General features: G+C 45.4%; 16 protein-coding genes. 7 read left to right on the forward strand and 9 right to left on the reverse strand.

The annotated features are described in order from the left end of the window. Positions 1-160: 160 nt before the first annotated feature. The 4 genes from AOC21_RS03050 to AOC21_RS03065 form a co-directional block, all read right to left on the reverse strand. Positions 161-697 carry a cytochrome b gene (locus tag AOC21_RS03050; protein ID WP_215392324.1) on the reverse strand — a complete coding sequence of 179 codons (537 nt, stop codon included), beginning with the start codon at positions 695-697 and terminating at the stop codon, positions 161-163. Positions 698-794: 97 nt separating this feature from the next. After that, entirely contained in the window at positions 795-986 is a 192-nt protein-coding gene (locus AOC21_RS03055; protein ID WP_215392325.1) for a hypothetical protein, read from the reverse strand. Between the two features lie 23 nt (positions 987-1009). After that, positions 1010-1657 carry a hypothetical protein gene (locus AOC21_RS03060; protein ID WP_251371560.1) on the reverse strand — a complete coding sequence of 216 codons (648 nt, stop codon included), beginning with the start codon at positions 1655-1657 and terminating at the stop codon, positions 1010-1012. 153 nt (positions 1658-1810) lie between these two features. Beyond that, positions 1811-2956 carry an alpha-hydroxy acid oxidase gene (locus tag AOC21_RS03065; protein WP_215392326.1) on the reverse strand — a complete coding sequence of 382 codons (1146 nt, stop codon included), beginning with the start codon at positions 2954-2956 and terminating at the stop codon, positions 1811-1813. Between the two features lie 146 nt (positions 2957-3102). Here AOC21_RS03065 and AOC21_RS03070 point away from each other — a divergent pair, with 146 nt between their 5' ends. Together AOC21_RS03070 and AOC21_RS03075 are read left to right on the forward strand one after the other, a co-directional pair. Continuing rightward, positions 3103-4005, forward strand: a complete 903-nt coding sequence (locus tag AOC21_RS03070) for a DMT family transporter (protein WP_215392327.1) — start codon at positions 3103-3105, stop codon at positions 4003-4005. Positions 4006-4120: 115 nt separating this feature from the next. After that, complete coding sequence (locus AOC21_RS03075) at positions 4121-5269, forward strand: aminotransferase class V-fold PLP-dependent enzyme (protein ID WP_215392328.1); 1149 nt, start codon at positions 4121-4123, stop codon at positions 5267-5269. Positions 5270-5342: 73 nt separating this feature from the next. Here the strand turns inward: AOC21_RS03075 and AOC21_RS03080 are convergent, their stop codons facing one another. Next, the gene (locus AOC21_RS03080) at positions 5343-5972 is read right to left on the reverse strand and encodes an FABP family protein (RefSeq protein WP_215392329.1); all 630 of its coding nucleotides are present in this window, start codon (positions 5970-5972) and stop codon (positions 5343-5345) included. Between the two features lie 81 nt (positions 5973-6053). Between AOC21_RS03080 and AOC21_RS03085 the strand changes: the two genes are divergently transcribed. Further along, the gene (locus AOC21_RS03085; RefSeq protein ID WP_215392330.1) at positions 6054-6332 is read left to right on the forward strand and encodes a protein tyrosine phosphatase; all 279 of its coding nucleotides are present in this window, start codon (positions 6054-6056) and stop codon (positions 6330-6332) included. 20 nt (positions 6333-6352) lie between these two features. Here the strand turns inward: AOC21_RS03085 and AOC21_RS03090 are convergent, their stop codons facing one another. Both AOC21_RS03090 and AOC21_RS03095 read right to left on the reverse strand, forming a co-directional pair. Beyond that, positions 6353-7330, reverse strand: coding sequence for a DMT family transporter (locus AOC21_RS03090; RefSeq protein ID WP_215392736.1), 978 nt, complete (start codon positions 7328-7330; stop codon positions 6353-6355). Positions 7331-7336: 6 nt separating this feature from the next. Next, positions 7337-8221: an NAD(P)H-hydrate dehydratase gene (locus tag AOC21_RS03095; RefSeq protein WP_215392331.1), complete on the reverse strand. Its 885-nt coding sequence runs from the start codon at positions 8219-8221 to the stop codon at positions 7337-7339. Between the two features lie 64 nt (positions 8222-8285). On the opposite strand from AOC21_RS03095, the gene AOC21_RS03100 reads away from it, so the two are divergent. After that, entirely contained in the window at positions 8286-9701 is a 1416-nt protein-coding gene (locus tag AOC21_RS03100; protein ID WP_215392332.1) for an MBL fold metallo-hydrolase RNA specificity domain-containing protein, read from the forward strand. Positions 9702-9713: 12 nt separating this feature from the next. Here AOC21_RS03100 and AOC21_RS03105 read toward each other — a convergent pair whose 3' ends face one another. Next, complete coding sequence (locus AOC21_RS03105) at positions 9714-10451, reverse strand: ABC transporter substrate-binding protein (RefSeq protein ID WP_251371561.1); 738 nt, start codon at positions 10449-10451, stop codon at positions 9714-9716. A 139-nt stretch (positions 10452-10590) separates the two neighbouring features. Then, the gene (locus AOC21_RS03110) at positions 10591-10791 is read right to left on the reverse strand and encodes a hypothetical protein (RefSeq protein ID WP_215392334.1); all 201 of its coding nucleotides are present in this window, start codon (positions 10789-10791) and stop codon (positions 10591-10593) included. Between the two features lie 165 nt (positions 10792-10956). Here AOC21_RS03110 and AOC21_RS03115 point away from each other — a divergent pair, with 165 nt between their 5' ends. The 3 genes from AOC21_RS03115 to AOC21_RS03125 are packed head-to-tail and all read left to right on the forward strand — an operon-like array spanning position 10957 to position 13576. Then, positions 10957-11814 carry a TIGR00730 family Rossman fold protein gene (locus AOC21_RS03115; protein ID WP_215392335.1) on the forward strand — a complete coding sequence of 286 codons (858 nt, stop codon included), beginning with the start codon at positions 10957-10959 and terminating at the stop codon, positions 11812-11814. Between the two features lie 28 nt (positions 11815-11842). Next, entirely contained in the window at positions 11843-12355 is a 513-nt protein-coding gene (locus AOC21_RS03120) for a hypothetical protein (protein WP_215392336.1), read from the forward strand. A 3-nt stretch (positions 12356-12358) separates the two neighbouring features. After that, positions 12359-13576 (forward strand): aminoacetone oxidase family FAD-binding enzyme, encoded by a 1218-nt coding sequence (locus AOC21_RS03125; protein ID WP_215392337.1) that lies wholly within the window; start codon positions 12359-12361, stop codon positions 13574-13576. Positions 13577-13578 lie beyond the last annotated feature (2 nt).

Genomic DNA, 13578 nt, shown 5'->3' on the forward strand with positions numbered 1-13578 from the left:
GTGATTAGCTACTAGCAGAAGAGCAAGGGAGGCGCAGCCCATGGCAAAAAATTGCCACTGGTGCAGCATGGCAGTTCCCACAACGGTCATCAAGACTGTCCAGCCTATTGCCATTTTGGCTTTTTTTGAGAGTGGCTTCATTTGTAGCTCCAGCTTTGGTTTAGGCACGTACTTTATTCAACATACGACGAAGTGTATCGTCCTTGATGACGTAATGTTGCCACAAACCTGCTAAGGCATGGATAGCAATTAAAAAATAGAGTGAGTTTCCAAGGAATTCATGAATCCCTTCAACCACTTTTTTCATCTCTGGATTAGGGGTGACGAATTGAGGCCATACTAAGCCAAAGAAATGGATTTCTTTACCGCCATACTGAAAATACAGGAGGCCAAAGATGGGGGATATTAAGAGTAGGGCGTAGAGCAGCCAATGCATTGCGGTGGCTAATGAAACAAACAGGCGTTTTGGGTTTGTAGGCTTAGGAACACCATAAGTGAAGCGCACTATCAGGCGCAGAGCCATGACTAAAAAAATGAGTTGTCCGATTACGCCGTGGATTGTTTTGCATAGCTCACGAGGCTCACTCCCTTTGGGAAACTGCCCTTTGAGTTCAATCACTACAAAGGCAGCGATCACTAAGAAAAAAACAAACCAATGGAAGAATATGGAAACTGGGTGATATTTGGTTCTTGTCATGGTTGCTAGATGTTAGGTGGATTCATCATAAATGATAATGAATCTCATTAACATTAGCAATATCAGGGGTATTCTCCCCAAAATTCACTACCAAACCTTAGTTATTGAGTCTTACCTTTGCGCTGAGCTCATTGGCTGCGCCACGCTTATCTACCTGGGAGAGCCTAAGCGCTTCAACCTCAAAGTCTAGTTGTCCGGGATGAAATTCTTCATCATTTTGAAGATGAATGACATAGGTCCAGACTAGCTCGCGGCCACGGTTTTTAAATACATCCACTACACGTTTCATCTGGACCGCCTTTATGGTGAAGCTTATTTATTGCTGTTGGATAGACTACCGGCATCCATCTGTTGGGTTAGGTTATTTTTTAGAGCCACTAAGTTTCTAGCTTCGATGCGAATGACTCCACCTCTTGGGCTATCGATATCGGCAATCAAGAAGAACGAAACCGAAATGACAAAAGGGAAAATCAAGAACAAGCCAGTATTCTTTTCAAAATTACGCGCACCAAACCCGACAAGCAGATTGGCGCAAATGGCGATTGCAGCCATCAATGCCCAGGCTGTATAGGGAATGCGATTCCACCAAGCGGCCTGAACATAACCTTGAGAATTTAAAACATCATTCATGCCGGATACAACGAGTGCCATAGTAGGTGTGCCTTGCGTTTTCACGGTCGGCAGAATTTCATTCCATAGGGCAGTCTGTAGCTGATCTGTTTTGATGCGAATCTCTTGAATCTTTTCTGGGGTCTGTTTTGAATAAAACAGAATGCGTTGATCAATATATTGAATGAGGAGATCTTTGGTGGCGGCAGATACCTTGGGGGGCAAGAGATCTGCCCGTAAGTATTCAGTGCCGATGGCATTTGCCTCACCTTCCTCAAATATCTCTCGCTGATCATGGCGATCAATAGCCATAGAGAAAGTAAAGCCAATAATTAAGGCTAGCAAGGTCAAAGTAGCCGTCTGAATGATGCCTAGGTCTTCAGAGGTCTCAGTGTCTTTTGTGCGATAGCGGCTAAGTACAGCATGCCCAAACCAAACAGCAAAGGCAAATACAACTAGTGATACGCCAAAGACAGCAATAGGGTAGTTGAGAAGGTGAAAAATTTAAAAGGTTCCTGGATACAAAATATCTTTAGTTACATTCTGAATATCGCGATGGCCTGTAAATGCCATGGTGATATCAAGTTCGTTGTGGATCAACTCTAGGCACTTAGTAACACCAGCCTCACCCATAGCGCCTAAGCCATATAGAAATGGGCGACCAATCATCGTGCCGCGTGCACCCAAGGCCCACGCTTTAAGAACATCTTGACCCGAGCGAATACCGCCATCCATCCATACTTCAATATCTTTACCAACGGCTTCCACAATTCCAGGCAAAGCTTTAATGCTGGAAATTGCGCCATCTAATTGGCGGCCACCATGGTTAGAAACAATGAGTGCATCCGCTCCGGAGTTTGCGGCAAGGCGCGCATCTTCTTCATCCAAGATGCCTTTAATGATGAGCTTTCCGCCCCATAGCTTTTTGATCCACTCTACGTCACCCCAATTGAGGCCTGGATCAAATTGCTCTGCAGTCCAAGAGGAGAGGGAGGACATATTGCCAACACCAGTAGCGTGCCCAACAATATTGCGGAAGGTTCTACGTGGGGTCATTGCCATGCCCAAGCACCAGCGTGGCTTGGTTGCCATATTGAGCATGTTGGCAATCGTCAATTTGGGTGGAGCCGAGAGACCGTTCTTTAAATCCTTGTGACGCTGACCTAGAATTTGTAAATCCAATGTAAGTACTAGGGCTGAACATTTGGCTGCTTTAGCACGTTCAATTAAACGCTCAATAAAGCCGCGGTCCTTCATGACGTAGAGTTGAAACCAAAATGGTTTTGTCGTGTGTTCTGCCACATCTTCAATTGAGCAAATGCTCATCGTGGATAAGCAGAATGGCACGCCAAACTTTTCAGCAGCCTTGGCGGCCAAAATTTCACCATCAGCATGTTGCATTCCGGTGAGGCCAGTCGGGGCAAGAGCAACTGGCATAGCCACTTCTTGACCAATCATCGTTGTCTTGGTGGTGCGGTTCGTCATGTTCACTGCTACACGCTGACGTAATTTAATCTTTTGAAAATCAGATTCATTGGCACGATAGGTCGATTCAGTCCACGATCCTGAATCGGCATAGTCATAGAACATCTTGGGGGTACGTTTTTGATGGAGGACTCGCAAGTCTTCTATGTTGGTAATGATTGCCACAATGATTCCTTCTGATTGATGCTATTTTGTTGAAGCAAAAGCTTAATTTAAGCTCTATCTTAGCAATACCGGGGATTTGTTTCTACAATGCTAGAGTATCCCTTGCTTGGGGACCTCAAATAACTACTTCCCTAATAAGCAGCTGAATGCAACAACTGAATTTCTCCACCATTTTCTCCTTGCTTATAGCTACGGCCTTATGGGCAGGCAATGCAATTGCTGGGCGTATTTTGGTGGGTAGCGTCTCTCCAATTACCCTAAGTGCGGCACGTTGGGGATTAGCCGCTTTGCTTTTGCTTCCTTTGGGTTGGCGTGTATTTATGCCGGGAAGCGCCTTATGGAAAAACAAGCAACGTTTCTTGCTCTTGGGTTTATTCGGAGTAGGTAGTTATAACGTGCTGCTTTATCTTGCCCTCCAAACCTCTACAGCGATTAATGTCACCTTGATTGGTGCCAGCATGCCGATTTGGATGTTATTCATAGGGGCTGTGTTTTATCAAGTTAAGCCCAGCATCTTGCAAATGGTTGGTGCTGTGGTGAGTTTGCTCGGTGTTGGGATCGTACTCACACGAGGTGACCTCGCCGCCTTGCTGTCTATGGAAATGGTAGTGGGTGATCTTTTGATTATGTTGGCTACCATCTTGTGGGCTTTTTACAGTTGGATGCTAAGTCGTCCAGGTTCCAGCACTGAAGGTAAATGGCCGTGGGCTGAATTCTTAATGGCACAAGTAATGGTGGGTCTTTTATGGACTGGGTTTTTTGATGGCTTTGAAATTGCCACTGGTCATGCCTTTATTGACCTCAATTGGTGGACTGCTTCTTTGATTGTCTTTGTCGCCATTGGTCCCTCTCTCATTGCTTATCGTTGCTGGGGATTTGGTGTGAATGGGGCCGGACCTACAGTAGCTGCCTTTTTTGCTAATTTCATCCCTTTATTTACTGCGCTTCTATCTGCTGCGATGTTAGGGGAACCTCCACAGGCCTTTCATGGTCTTGCCTTTGCCCTGATTGTTGCCGGTATTGTGATCTCCTCTAAAAGAGGTAGATGAAGCAGCCAAAACAGTCAAAAATGCCCTTTTAAGAGGGGTTTTAGCCCCAAGCCCCCAAAAAAGTCTTAAATCGGTATCATTTAGGGCTAATCATTGAAATCCCTAGGAAATTACTATGCCAGGCTTACTTCCCAACGTTGATCCAGACGGTTTATTGGAATTCTCAGTTGTTTACACCGATCGCTCTTTGAATCACATGTCCGAAGAGTTCAAGCGTGTAATGGTTGATATTTCTAGCGTCCTTAAAGATGCTTACAACGCTAGCTCTGCAGTTATCGTTCCTGGTAGCGGTACTTTTGGTATGGAGGCTGTTGCCCGTCAATTTGCCAACAATAAGAAATGCCTAGTATTGCGTAATGGTTGGTTTAGTTACCGCTGGACACAAATTTTTGATTTAGATAGTTCTTTCAAGGATGTATCGATTTTAAAAGGCAGGCAAGTAGATAGCTCTGCCCAAGGCGCTTTTTCACCTGCTCCGATTGAAGAGGTCGTTGCATTTATTAAGAAAGAGAAACCTGCGGTTGTCTTTGCGCCGCATGTTGAAACTTCAGCGGGCATCATTCTTCCTGACGATTACATCAAAGCAGTTGGTGAAGCGGTGCGTTCTGTTGATGGCATTTTCGTATTGGACTGTATTGCCTCTGGTGCGATGTGGGTTGATATGAAGGCATGCAATGTCGACGTATTGATTTCAGCGCCACAAAAAGGCTGGAGCAGCTCACCATGCTGCGCCTTGATTGCCTTAGGCGAGAGAGGTCGTGAGCGCATTGACTCAACTCAAAGCACTAGCTTCTCCATGGATCTGAAAAAATGGTTGCAGATTATGGAGGCGTATGAAAAGGGTGGTCATGTGTATCACACCACTATGCCTACCGATGCTTTAAAGATTTTGCGCAATGTGATGAAAGAAACTCAATCACTTGGTTTTGCAGCACTAAAGGCTAAGCAAATTGAATTGGGCACTAAGGTCCGTGAGCTTTTGGTATCCAAAGGCTACCCATCAGTAGCAGTGAAAGGCTATCAATCACCGGGCGTCATCGTGAGCTTCACCAAAGATCCGGAGATTCAATCTGGCAAGAAGTTCATTGCGCTTGGCTTGCAAACTGCTGCCGGTGTTCCCTTGCAGTGTGATGAGCGTCCAGATTTCCGTACCTTCCGTCTTGGTTTATTCGGCTTGGAGAAGCTGGCAAATGTAGATCGTACTGTTGGACATCTTGCAACTGCATTAGAAAAAATTACTGAGACTGAAGCGCAGCCTGCGTAAATAAGTTCAGTAGTGAAGTGTTAAAAAAATAAAGGCCATCATTTGATGGCCTTTATTCATTCTAGCTAGCATCTTATCTAGCAAGTGGGTTGGGAGTGGCTTCACCAATTTTGTGTAGTGTATTGTTATCCACGTGATGGAATAATTCTGCTTGATCTTTGATCTTCATCACAGTGTCTTGTTCATAAGACCAAGTGCCATCATCGTGAATCGAAACCTGAATCCGAAACTCGATAGTCCTAAAAGCGTAATCCAAAAATGGGTTCGATGAGATCCCTGCGCAACGATCATCCTCTCTAGCGTACAGCTCAAATTGCTTTGCATCTGGTGTAGCTTTTCCACTTGCCATCGTAATCATTCCTCGGGGAATGCTTAAAGTGTGAATGACGTTACCAGTCGCCGGCTCCCATAGCCAATAACCAACCTGATCATGATAGGTCTTAACTTGATCGGGTTTGGTGATGTGGGTGTGATACCTCAAGCCATAAAACAATTGAGGACCATTTGTCTGGGGATCAATTGGCTGAAGCTCAATGCGTTCTACATAGGCTTGTTTCTTGGGGCCTTCCGCTTTGGGCTTGACGTCCAGGCCGCGGATACCTTCCCATATTCCAGCCATACTGGTCAAAGGTCCGAGCTGCTCTAGGGTGTTAACAGAGTAGCCCTGGGGTTCTGTAAATATATCGCTCGGGAAATTACTCATCGCTAGCTTTCTAAAAATGAAGCATTTATCTCAAATTTTTGAGTATTATCAAATTATCCACAAACTATTCTGGAGAATTACATGATTTCTCGTATCGCGCGCTTGAGCCTGGCCTCCCTTATTTCTGCTGCTATCGGTATTGCCCCAATCTCTGTGATGGCTGCTGATCCAGCCCCCGCGCCAGCTCCAGCTGCGGCGCCTGCTGCGACCCCTGTGGCAGCTCCTGCTGCCACTCCAGCCGAGAAGTCTGCCGAGAAGAAGGCGAAGAAAAAAGCCAAGAAAGAAAAGAAGGCTGAGAAAAAAGCGAAGAAGAAGTCTAAAAAGAAAGCGAAAGCAGCTGCCGAAGCAGCGGCTCAGTAGTACGTATACATCAACCTCTCTTAATTGAGGGGTTCTGCGCTATCAAAGTCATCAGATCTTTTGGGGTCCGGTGACTTTTTTCTTGGCCCATCATTACGGACGAGTAACCACATTGCTGTCATCACCAAAGTCATGCCGCCTATCTGAGTCCAGGTGATTGGCTCTGACAGAATTAAATATCCCATAAAGATCGTAGAGACTGGGCCAAGTATTCCAGCTTGAGCTACTAGCGGTGAGCCAATACGATTAATCGCGATCATGATGAGTAGCATCGGAATGACGGTGCAAAAGCTGGCATTAAGAAGGCTAAACCAATAGATTTGTGGCAATTGTTCAAAAATAGCGAGTGGATTATGAATAGTTGACTGTGCAATGCTGAGGACTGCTGAGGCAGAGCTGGCATACACGACTAAACGAACACTCCCAATGCGCTTTACCATTTCACCGGCGCCAATCATATAGGCCGCATAAGAGCAGGCACTTCCAAACACAAGTGCCATGCCAAACCAAGCGCTGATTCCTGTTGAGCTAGCATCTTGAATAAAGACAATAAAAACCCCTATGTAACCAACAACGAGCGCATACCACTGCAGACGGGAGATGGATTTCTTTAATATGAAGTAGGAGATGAGTAGGACAATCGTTGGCGTGAGATATAGAACAATTCTCTCTAGACCAACTGAGATATATTGCAGCCCCAAGAAATCAATATAGCTAGATAAGAAATAACCTAAAAATCCGAGGAAAAATAATTTAGCGCGATCAAGCCAAGTAATTGGACTCATTGTTGTTCGGCGAGACTCCCACCAGAAGATTCCCCAAAATAAGGGCAGCGCCATCAGCATGCGTAAGGCCAAAAGAGTTTCTGCATTGGCTCCGTATGCAAATGCCAGCTTTACCAGAATCGCTTTTCCTGAAAAAAGCATGGAGCCAACCCCAGCCATCAGAATGCCATAGAGATAACGTCGGTGATGATGTGCTGCGCTTACGGAATGCATCACTATTTATAACAGTTTATTTAGAAGGGCTCGCATTTCTAAAATGGTCTCGGAAGGGGTGAGACCAATAGGACCAATTCCTTTGCTAACTAGGCTATCTGCTGCAGTAGCATGCAACTCAACTGCAATCCCAGTGGCTTGCCATAAATTTAAATGATGGCGAATGCCTTGAGCAGCAATAGCAGCAATACTTCCAGTCAAAATGTCTCCCATACCGCCTGTACCCATTCCAGGGTTACCGGCAAGACATTGCAATGGAGTTTGCTGTGGAGAGGCGATGAGAGTGTGTTGTCCTTTGAGAATGACAATGGATTGTGTGAGTTCAACCAGTTTTTGAATGGTATCTAGGCGATTAGCTTGAGCATTTTCTGTGGTGATCTTTAATAGTTTGGCTGCTTCGCCAGGGTGAGGGGTCAGAACAGTGAGTCCTGGAAAATCAGAGTTACGTTTCTTCAAGTGGGCCAGTAAGTCATCAGACTCACTAATCAGATTGAGTGCATCCGCATCGATTACCAAAGGGATTTTTTTTGAGGCAAGCACTTCTTCTAGATATTGAGAGGCTAATACCGATTTACCAAGACCTGGACCTATGGCAATCACATCAGGCTTGGTGATGACAAGCATTTCATGAATATTGTTCGTAGCAAGACGAATCATGAGCTCGGGGTTATCAACAGCAGCGTGCGCTGAGGCGGGGTCCAACATTTCCAGGATGGTCCAGCCAGCTCCTAGATGTAAGCAAGCATTACCCGCCAATAGGAGAGCGCCCGCCATTCCCGATGCCCCACCAATTAATACGACTTTGCCTGCATTGCCTTTATGTTCTGCAGGCTCGCGCTTTAGAAGCTTTGCCAAGCTAAGTACATCGAGGGTTGTAGGTTGGTAGTTCATATCACTAGTATCGCTCTGATTTCAGGGGTGTTGAGCAAATTATAGGAAAGAGTATGCTGGACATATGAAGATTCAATTTCTTGGTGCAGCAGGTGAGGTAACAGGCTCTCGCCATTTGGTTGAGGCTATGCTTTCTGGAGAGTCAAGGCATTTCATGGTTGACTATGGCATGTTTCAGGGTGGGCGCGAAGCAACCAATAAAAACCTTGAGCCTTTGCCATTCTCGCCAAAAGATCTCGATTTTGTTGTGCTCACACATGCGCATATAGACCATAGTGGTTTGCTGCCTCGTCTTTGCGCTCAGGGTTTTACAGGACCAATTTACTGTACAAAAGCCACCTATGAATTATTGAAAATTCTTTTGCTCGATAGCGCCCATTTGCAGCGTGCAGATGTGGAGAGAGCAGAGAGAAAAATAAAAGCAGGTAAGTGGCGCGGCGAGGTACCCGTTGCCCTCTACTCTAAGGAGGAGGTGGAGATAACTCTCACTCAGTTTGAGCCTTTGGAGTATAGGCAGTCAGTAGAGCTAGCGCCAGGAGTGCAGCTGGAATTCCATAATGCTGGACATATTCTAGGTTCTGCTATAGCCGTTATCGACATCGCCGAAGACGGGGTAGAGAAAAAGCGTTGTGTATTTTCAGGGGACATTGGAATGAAGGGCAAAGTCTTGATGCCTGACCCTGATTTAATTAAAGATGCTGATGTGGTTATTGTCGAATCTACTTATGGCGACCGTTTTCACCGCAGCTTACAAGACACAGAAGATGAGTTAGTTGAGGTAATCAATTCAACGATGACTGCACATGGCAATGTGGTGATGCCAGCATTTGCGGTAGGGCGTACGCAAGAGATACTCTTTCTCTTGATTGATTTGGTGAGAAGAGGGCGTCTGCCCCATTTAAGTATTTGGGTGGACTCACCAATGGCTACTGCAGCAACACATCTCACGCAGCACTTCTTCTCACAATTGGATGGTCAGTCACAGGCCACTTTTGATTGGTATAAAAATAATCCAGATGCGGTAGATCTTCGTTTTATTGCCGATGTTGAAGAGTCTAAAGCGCTGAATAAAATTAAGGGCGGTGCAATTATTGTTTCGGCTAGTGGCATGTGTGATGCTGGTCGTATTGTTCATCATCTAGCTAGCAATTTGCCGCGGGCACAAAATGCCATTGTGATCACTGGATTCCAGGCCTATGGAAGCCTAGGAAGGCGTTTGGTGGATAGGGTGCAGAAAGTTCGACTGTTTGGCGAGGAGGTTCCTGTAAAGGCCTCAGTACATACGATCGGGGGCTTATCAGCTCATGCTGATCAGGCTGGCTTGTTGGATTGGCTGAGAGGATTTGAGCGGCCTCCAAACACAATATTTGTAGTGCATGGAGAGCCAGAATCATCCTCCGTTTTGGCTGAATGCATCAGAGATGAATTACATTGGGAAAATGTCATCGTCCCAGAGCGCTTACATACGTATCAGTGCTAAATCAGGGTTGATTTAATCAGCTACTTTAGCGCCTTGAATATTGTGTCGCTTCATAGCGTCAGCCACAAACCCCGATTGCTTGAGCTCGGCAATGATGCTGCTAAGGTAAGCGGTGGTGTTTTCAAAATGTGCCCTAGATTTCGGAATGCCAATCGCTTGATTAATCGCCATAAAGCGTCCAGGCAGCATACGTAATCCTTCGTAACGCTTTGCATCACTTTCCAGTTGTTGTTTTACACCTGCGGCTACATTCCCTTTGCCGGACATAAAGTCATCAACTACAGCTTGTGAGCTCACAGCACGAAGGACGCTGGCATTTTTAATCTCGCGGGTCAGATACAAGTCATAAGCGCTACCTTTGCCAACCACAATTTCATTACCAGCAACATCTATCTCCTCATTCATCTTGAGTGGGGAAGAGGCCTTGACCATATAAGCCCCTTCGATCTGGATATAAGCCGGTGTGTAACTAATATCAGCACCACGTACTGGATCAATCGCCACAAATATCAAGTCAATATCTCCGGCCTTCAGTGCATCGACTGTATTGCCTGCAGTTTTGAAGGGGATGAGCTGCACTGGTAATGCAGTTCTTTTGCCAATTTCATTAGCAATATCAATTGACACACCATATAAGCGCTTTGTTCCTTGATCTTCATTGGCAAGAATGGGATTGCCTAAATTAATGCCGACACGCAAGGTGCCAGTGGGTGCAAAGGATGAGCGCGTAGAGGAATCAAGTTTTTTCATGGTGGAGGATGATTGGCTTATAGCAAATTGAGGTAAACACAGAAGCACACAAGAGATGACTAAAGAGAATATTGGTTTCATGGGGATAAGAGGATAAAAAAACCGCGGAGGGCCGCGGTTTTCTGTGTTGTAGAAGATATTACTTCTTAGCATCAGCTGCGGGAGCTGCCGCTGGGGCTGCTGGAGCGGCAGGAGCATCTTTTTTAGCTTCTTCCATGTGCGCAGCTTCTGCACCATGTTTTTCGCCACCCATGTCAATGTCGCCATCACCTTTGAGGAGTAAATAGGCTGTGGCACCAACTAAGACTAGTACCATGATGATGATTGAACGGTTGCTCATTGCTTTTCCTTCGATTTGGTTGAAATTATGCCAATATTAACTCGGGAAGGGCGCTCGGTAAATCCCAAATAGCCCTAGTACCCCATATCTTTGGTGGAACTAGGTATTAACACTAATTTGGGGCGCGAGTTAAGATGAGCCCATATATATCAAGAAGGTTGCAATATGAGTCCCAAGCTGCCCGTTCATAACTCACAGACGATTACCGAGTATTTGAATCTTCATCACGATCAAGTATCTGAAGAAGATTCGGCAGAGTCTTATAAATTTGCTTTTGACGATGAAGCATTTTTGGCTCGTAGAGAAACAATGGGCATTCGCTTTGAGTTGGAGCTGCTCAAACCTGAGGTTCTTCTCAAAGAGCACGGCATTGAGCACACAATTACGGTATTTGGTTCTACCCGATTTGTTAGTCATGCTCAGGCTCTAGAGTTAAAAGAGAAAGCCAAGACTCCAGAAGAAATTGCGCATGCTAATAAAGCACTGCTACACAGTGAATACTATGAGTCCGCACGGCAATTTGGTTCTCTGGTTGCGGCTTATAACGCAACCCAAAAGAAGGATTCTAATAAGCTTCATATTTGTACGGGCGGAGGCCCCGGAATTATGGAAGCTGCCAATCGCGGGGCCTTTGAGGCTGACGATAAAACGATTGGATTTAATATCAGCCTACCCAGAGAGCAGCATCCAAACCAATACATCAGCCAAGGCTTGAGTTTTCGCTTTCATTACTTTGCGCTACGCAAGATGCACTTCATGTTACGGGCTAGGGCAATCGTTTCTTACCCAGGAGGCTTTGGTTCATTCGATGAATTGTTTGAGGTCTTAACTCTTATTCAAACCAAAAAGGTTGTTCCAATTCCAGTCATATTGGTGGGCAAGCAGTATTGGGAAGAAATGGTGAACTTTAATCACATGGTGGAATTTGGTGTGATTGATAAAGAGGATATGGAGCGCATTCATTTTTCAGAAACTGCCGAAGAGGCATGGCAGATCATTCAAGATTGGTATCAGTTGGGCTAAATATAGCCGCCCCTGTAAAATCAACACTATGAATCCCTCACAAGCGAACATCGCCACATCACTTGATCTTCCCGGTTATCTGCTGGGGGGTGTTATGTTGTTGTCCATCATGGTTTTTCATGGCGTACTACTGTTACAGATCGCCAAACGTTATGAAGTAAAAACTTTTCTGTATTTGGCTGAGAAAAAATACTCTGATGTTGCAATCTGTTTTTACATTAGCGTTTTCTGCCTGTTCTTAACGCATATCGCAGAAATTCTCATCTGGGGTATTGCTTTATATGCTCTCAAATTGCTGCCTGCATTAGGTCAAAGTATTTTGTTTAGTGGCAGCACATACACTGCAATGGGATTTATGGAAGACATTCTTCCTGATGGATGGAAGATGCTGGCAGTCATCATTGCATTTTCAGGAATGTTTTCCTTTGCATGGACTGCATCAGTCATGATCTCTATGACAAAGAACTTCCGTCAAGCCTATACCAAGCTTCACATGAGAAAACTCAATCTCTCATCTGACATCATTGATCGTTTTGAGTAACGTATGACTAAAGTCTGGGATGCCATCATTATTGGTGGTGGTGCTGCTGGCCTCTTCTGTGCAGGCGTCGCTGGTCAGCTCGGGAAAAAAGTGCTGGTGCTTGATCACGCAGAAGTGTTGGGTGAAAAAATTCGTATTAGTGGTGGCGGTAGGTGTAATTTCACTAATTTGCACAGCAGCCCAGCGAATTTTCTATCCCTCAATCAGCATTTCGTCAAAAGTGCGCTAGCTCGTTACCCCTCAACGGAGTTCATCAAGCTGGTGAGCGCTCATGGCATTGGCTACCATGAGAAACACCAAGGTCAATTGTTCTGTGACGATTCTGCTAAGCAAATCATTGACATGTTATTTTCTGAGTGTGCCAAAGGTAAGGTGATCGTACGCAATCCGGTTACCGTTCAGTCTATCGCGCAAGATGGCGATCAATGGATCTTACAAACCGATGCTGGCATTGAAAAGTCAAAAGCAGTAGTGATGGCTACAGGCGGTTTACCAGTTCCTGCGATTGGTGCTACTGCATATTCATTGGATATTGCCAAGCAGTTTGGCTTAAATGTAGTAGACCCAAGACCTGCTTTAGTCCCACTTTCATTTACTGCAGATAATTTTGGTGATCTCAATGAGTTAGCCGGTCTGAGTGTGCCGATTAGAATTGCATCGGGCTCAAAAGGTCAGCGCTATGGTGCTTGTAGGTTTAACGAAGATTTATTACTGACTCATAAAGGCTTATCTGGCCCTGCGGTTCTTCAGGCAAGTAGCTATTGGCAAGAGGGTGAGCCTATTCATATTGATTGGCTTGGTGCTGTAGAGCGCCCTGGAGGATTTAACTGTGACGAGCTCTTTAATAATGAAGAGAATCGTTTGAAGCTGACCGAAACTATTTTGGCTTCAGTATTGCCGCAGCGCTTAGCAAAAGCATTTGCAGATCAAAAAGGTTTAACTGGTCGAAAATGGGCCGAGGTTTCGAAAAAAGATCGACAGTCTCTGAAAGAGTTAATCACCAATTGGTCGGTAAAGCCGGCAGGTACCTTAGGGTGGAAAAAAGCTGAGGTAATGTTGGGTGGTGTAGATACGAAAGAGCTTGATGGTCAAAGCATGATGTCACGCAAGCACAAAGGACTTTTCTTTATTGGTGAATGCGTGGATGTCACTGGCCACCTGGGTGGACATAACTTCCAGTGGGCCTGGGCAAGCGGCTTTGCTTGCGCGCAGGCTCTATAAAA

This window comes from Polynucleobacter sp. VK25 (assembly GCF_018687355.1).
Taxonomy (GTDB): domain Bacteria; phylum Pseudomonadota; class Gammaproteobacteria; order Burkholderiales; family Burkholderiaceae; genus Polynucleobacter.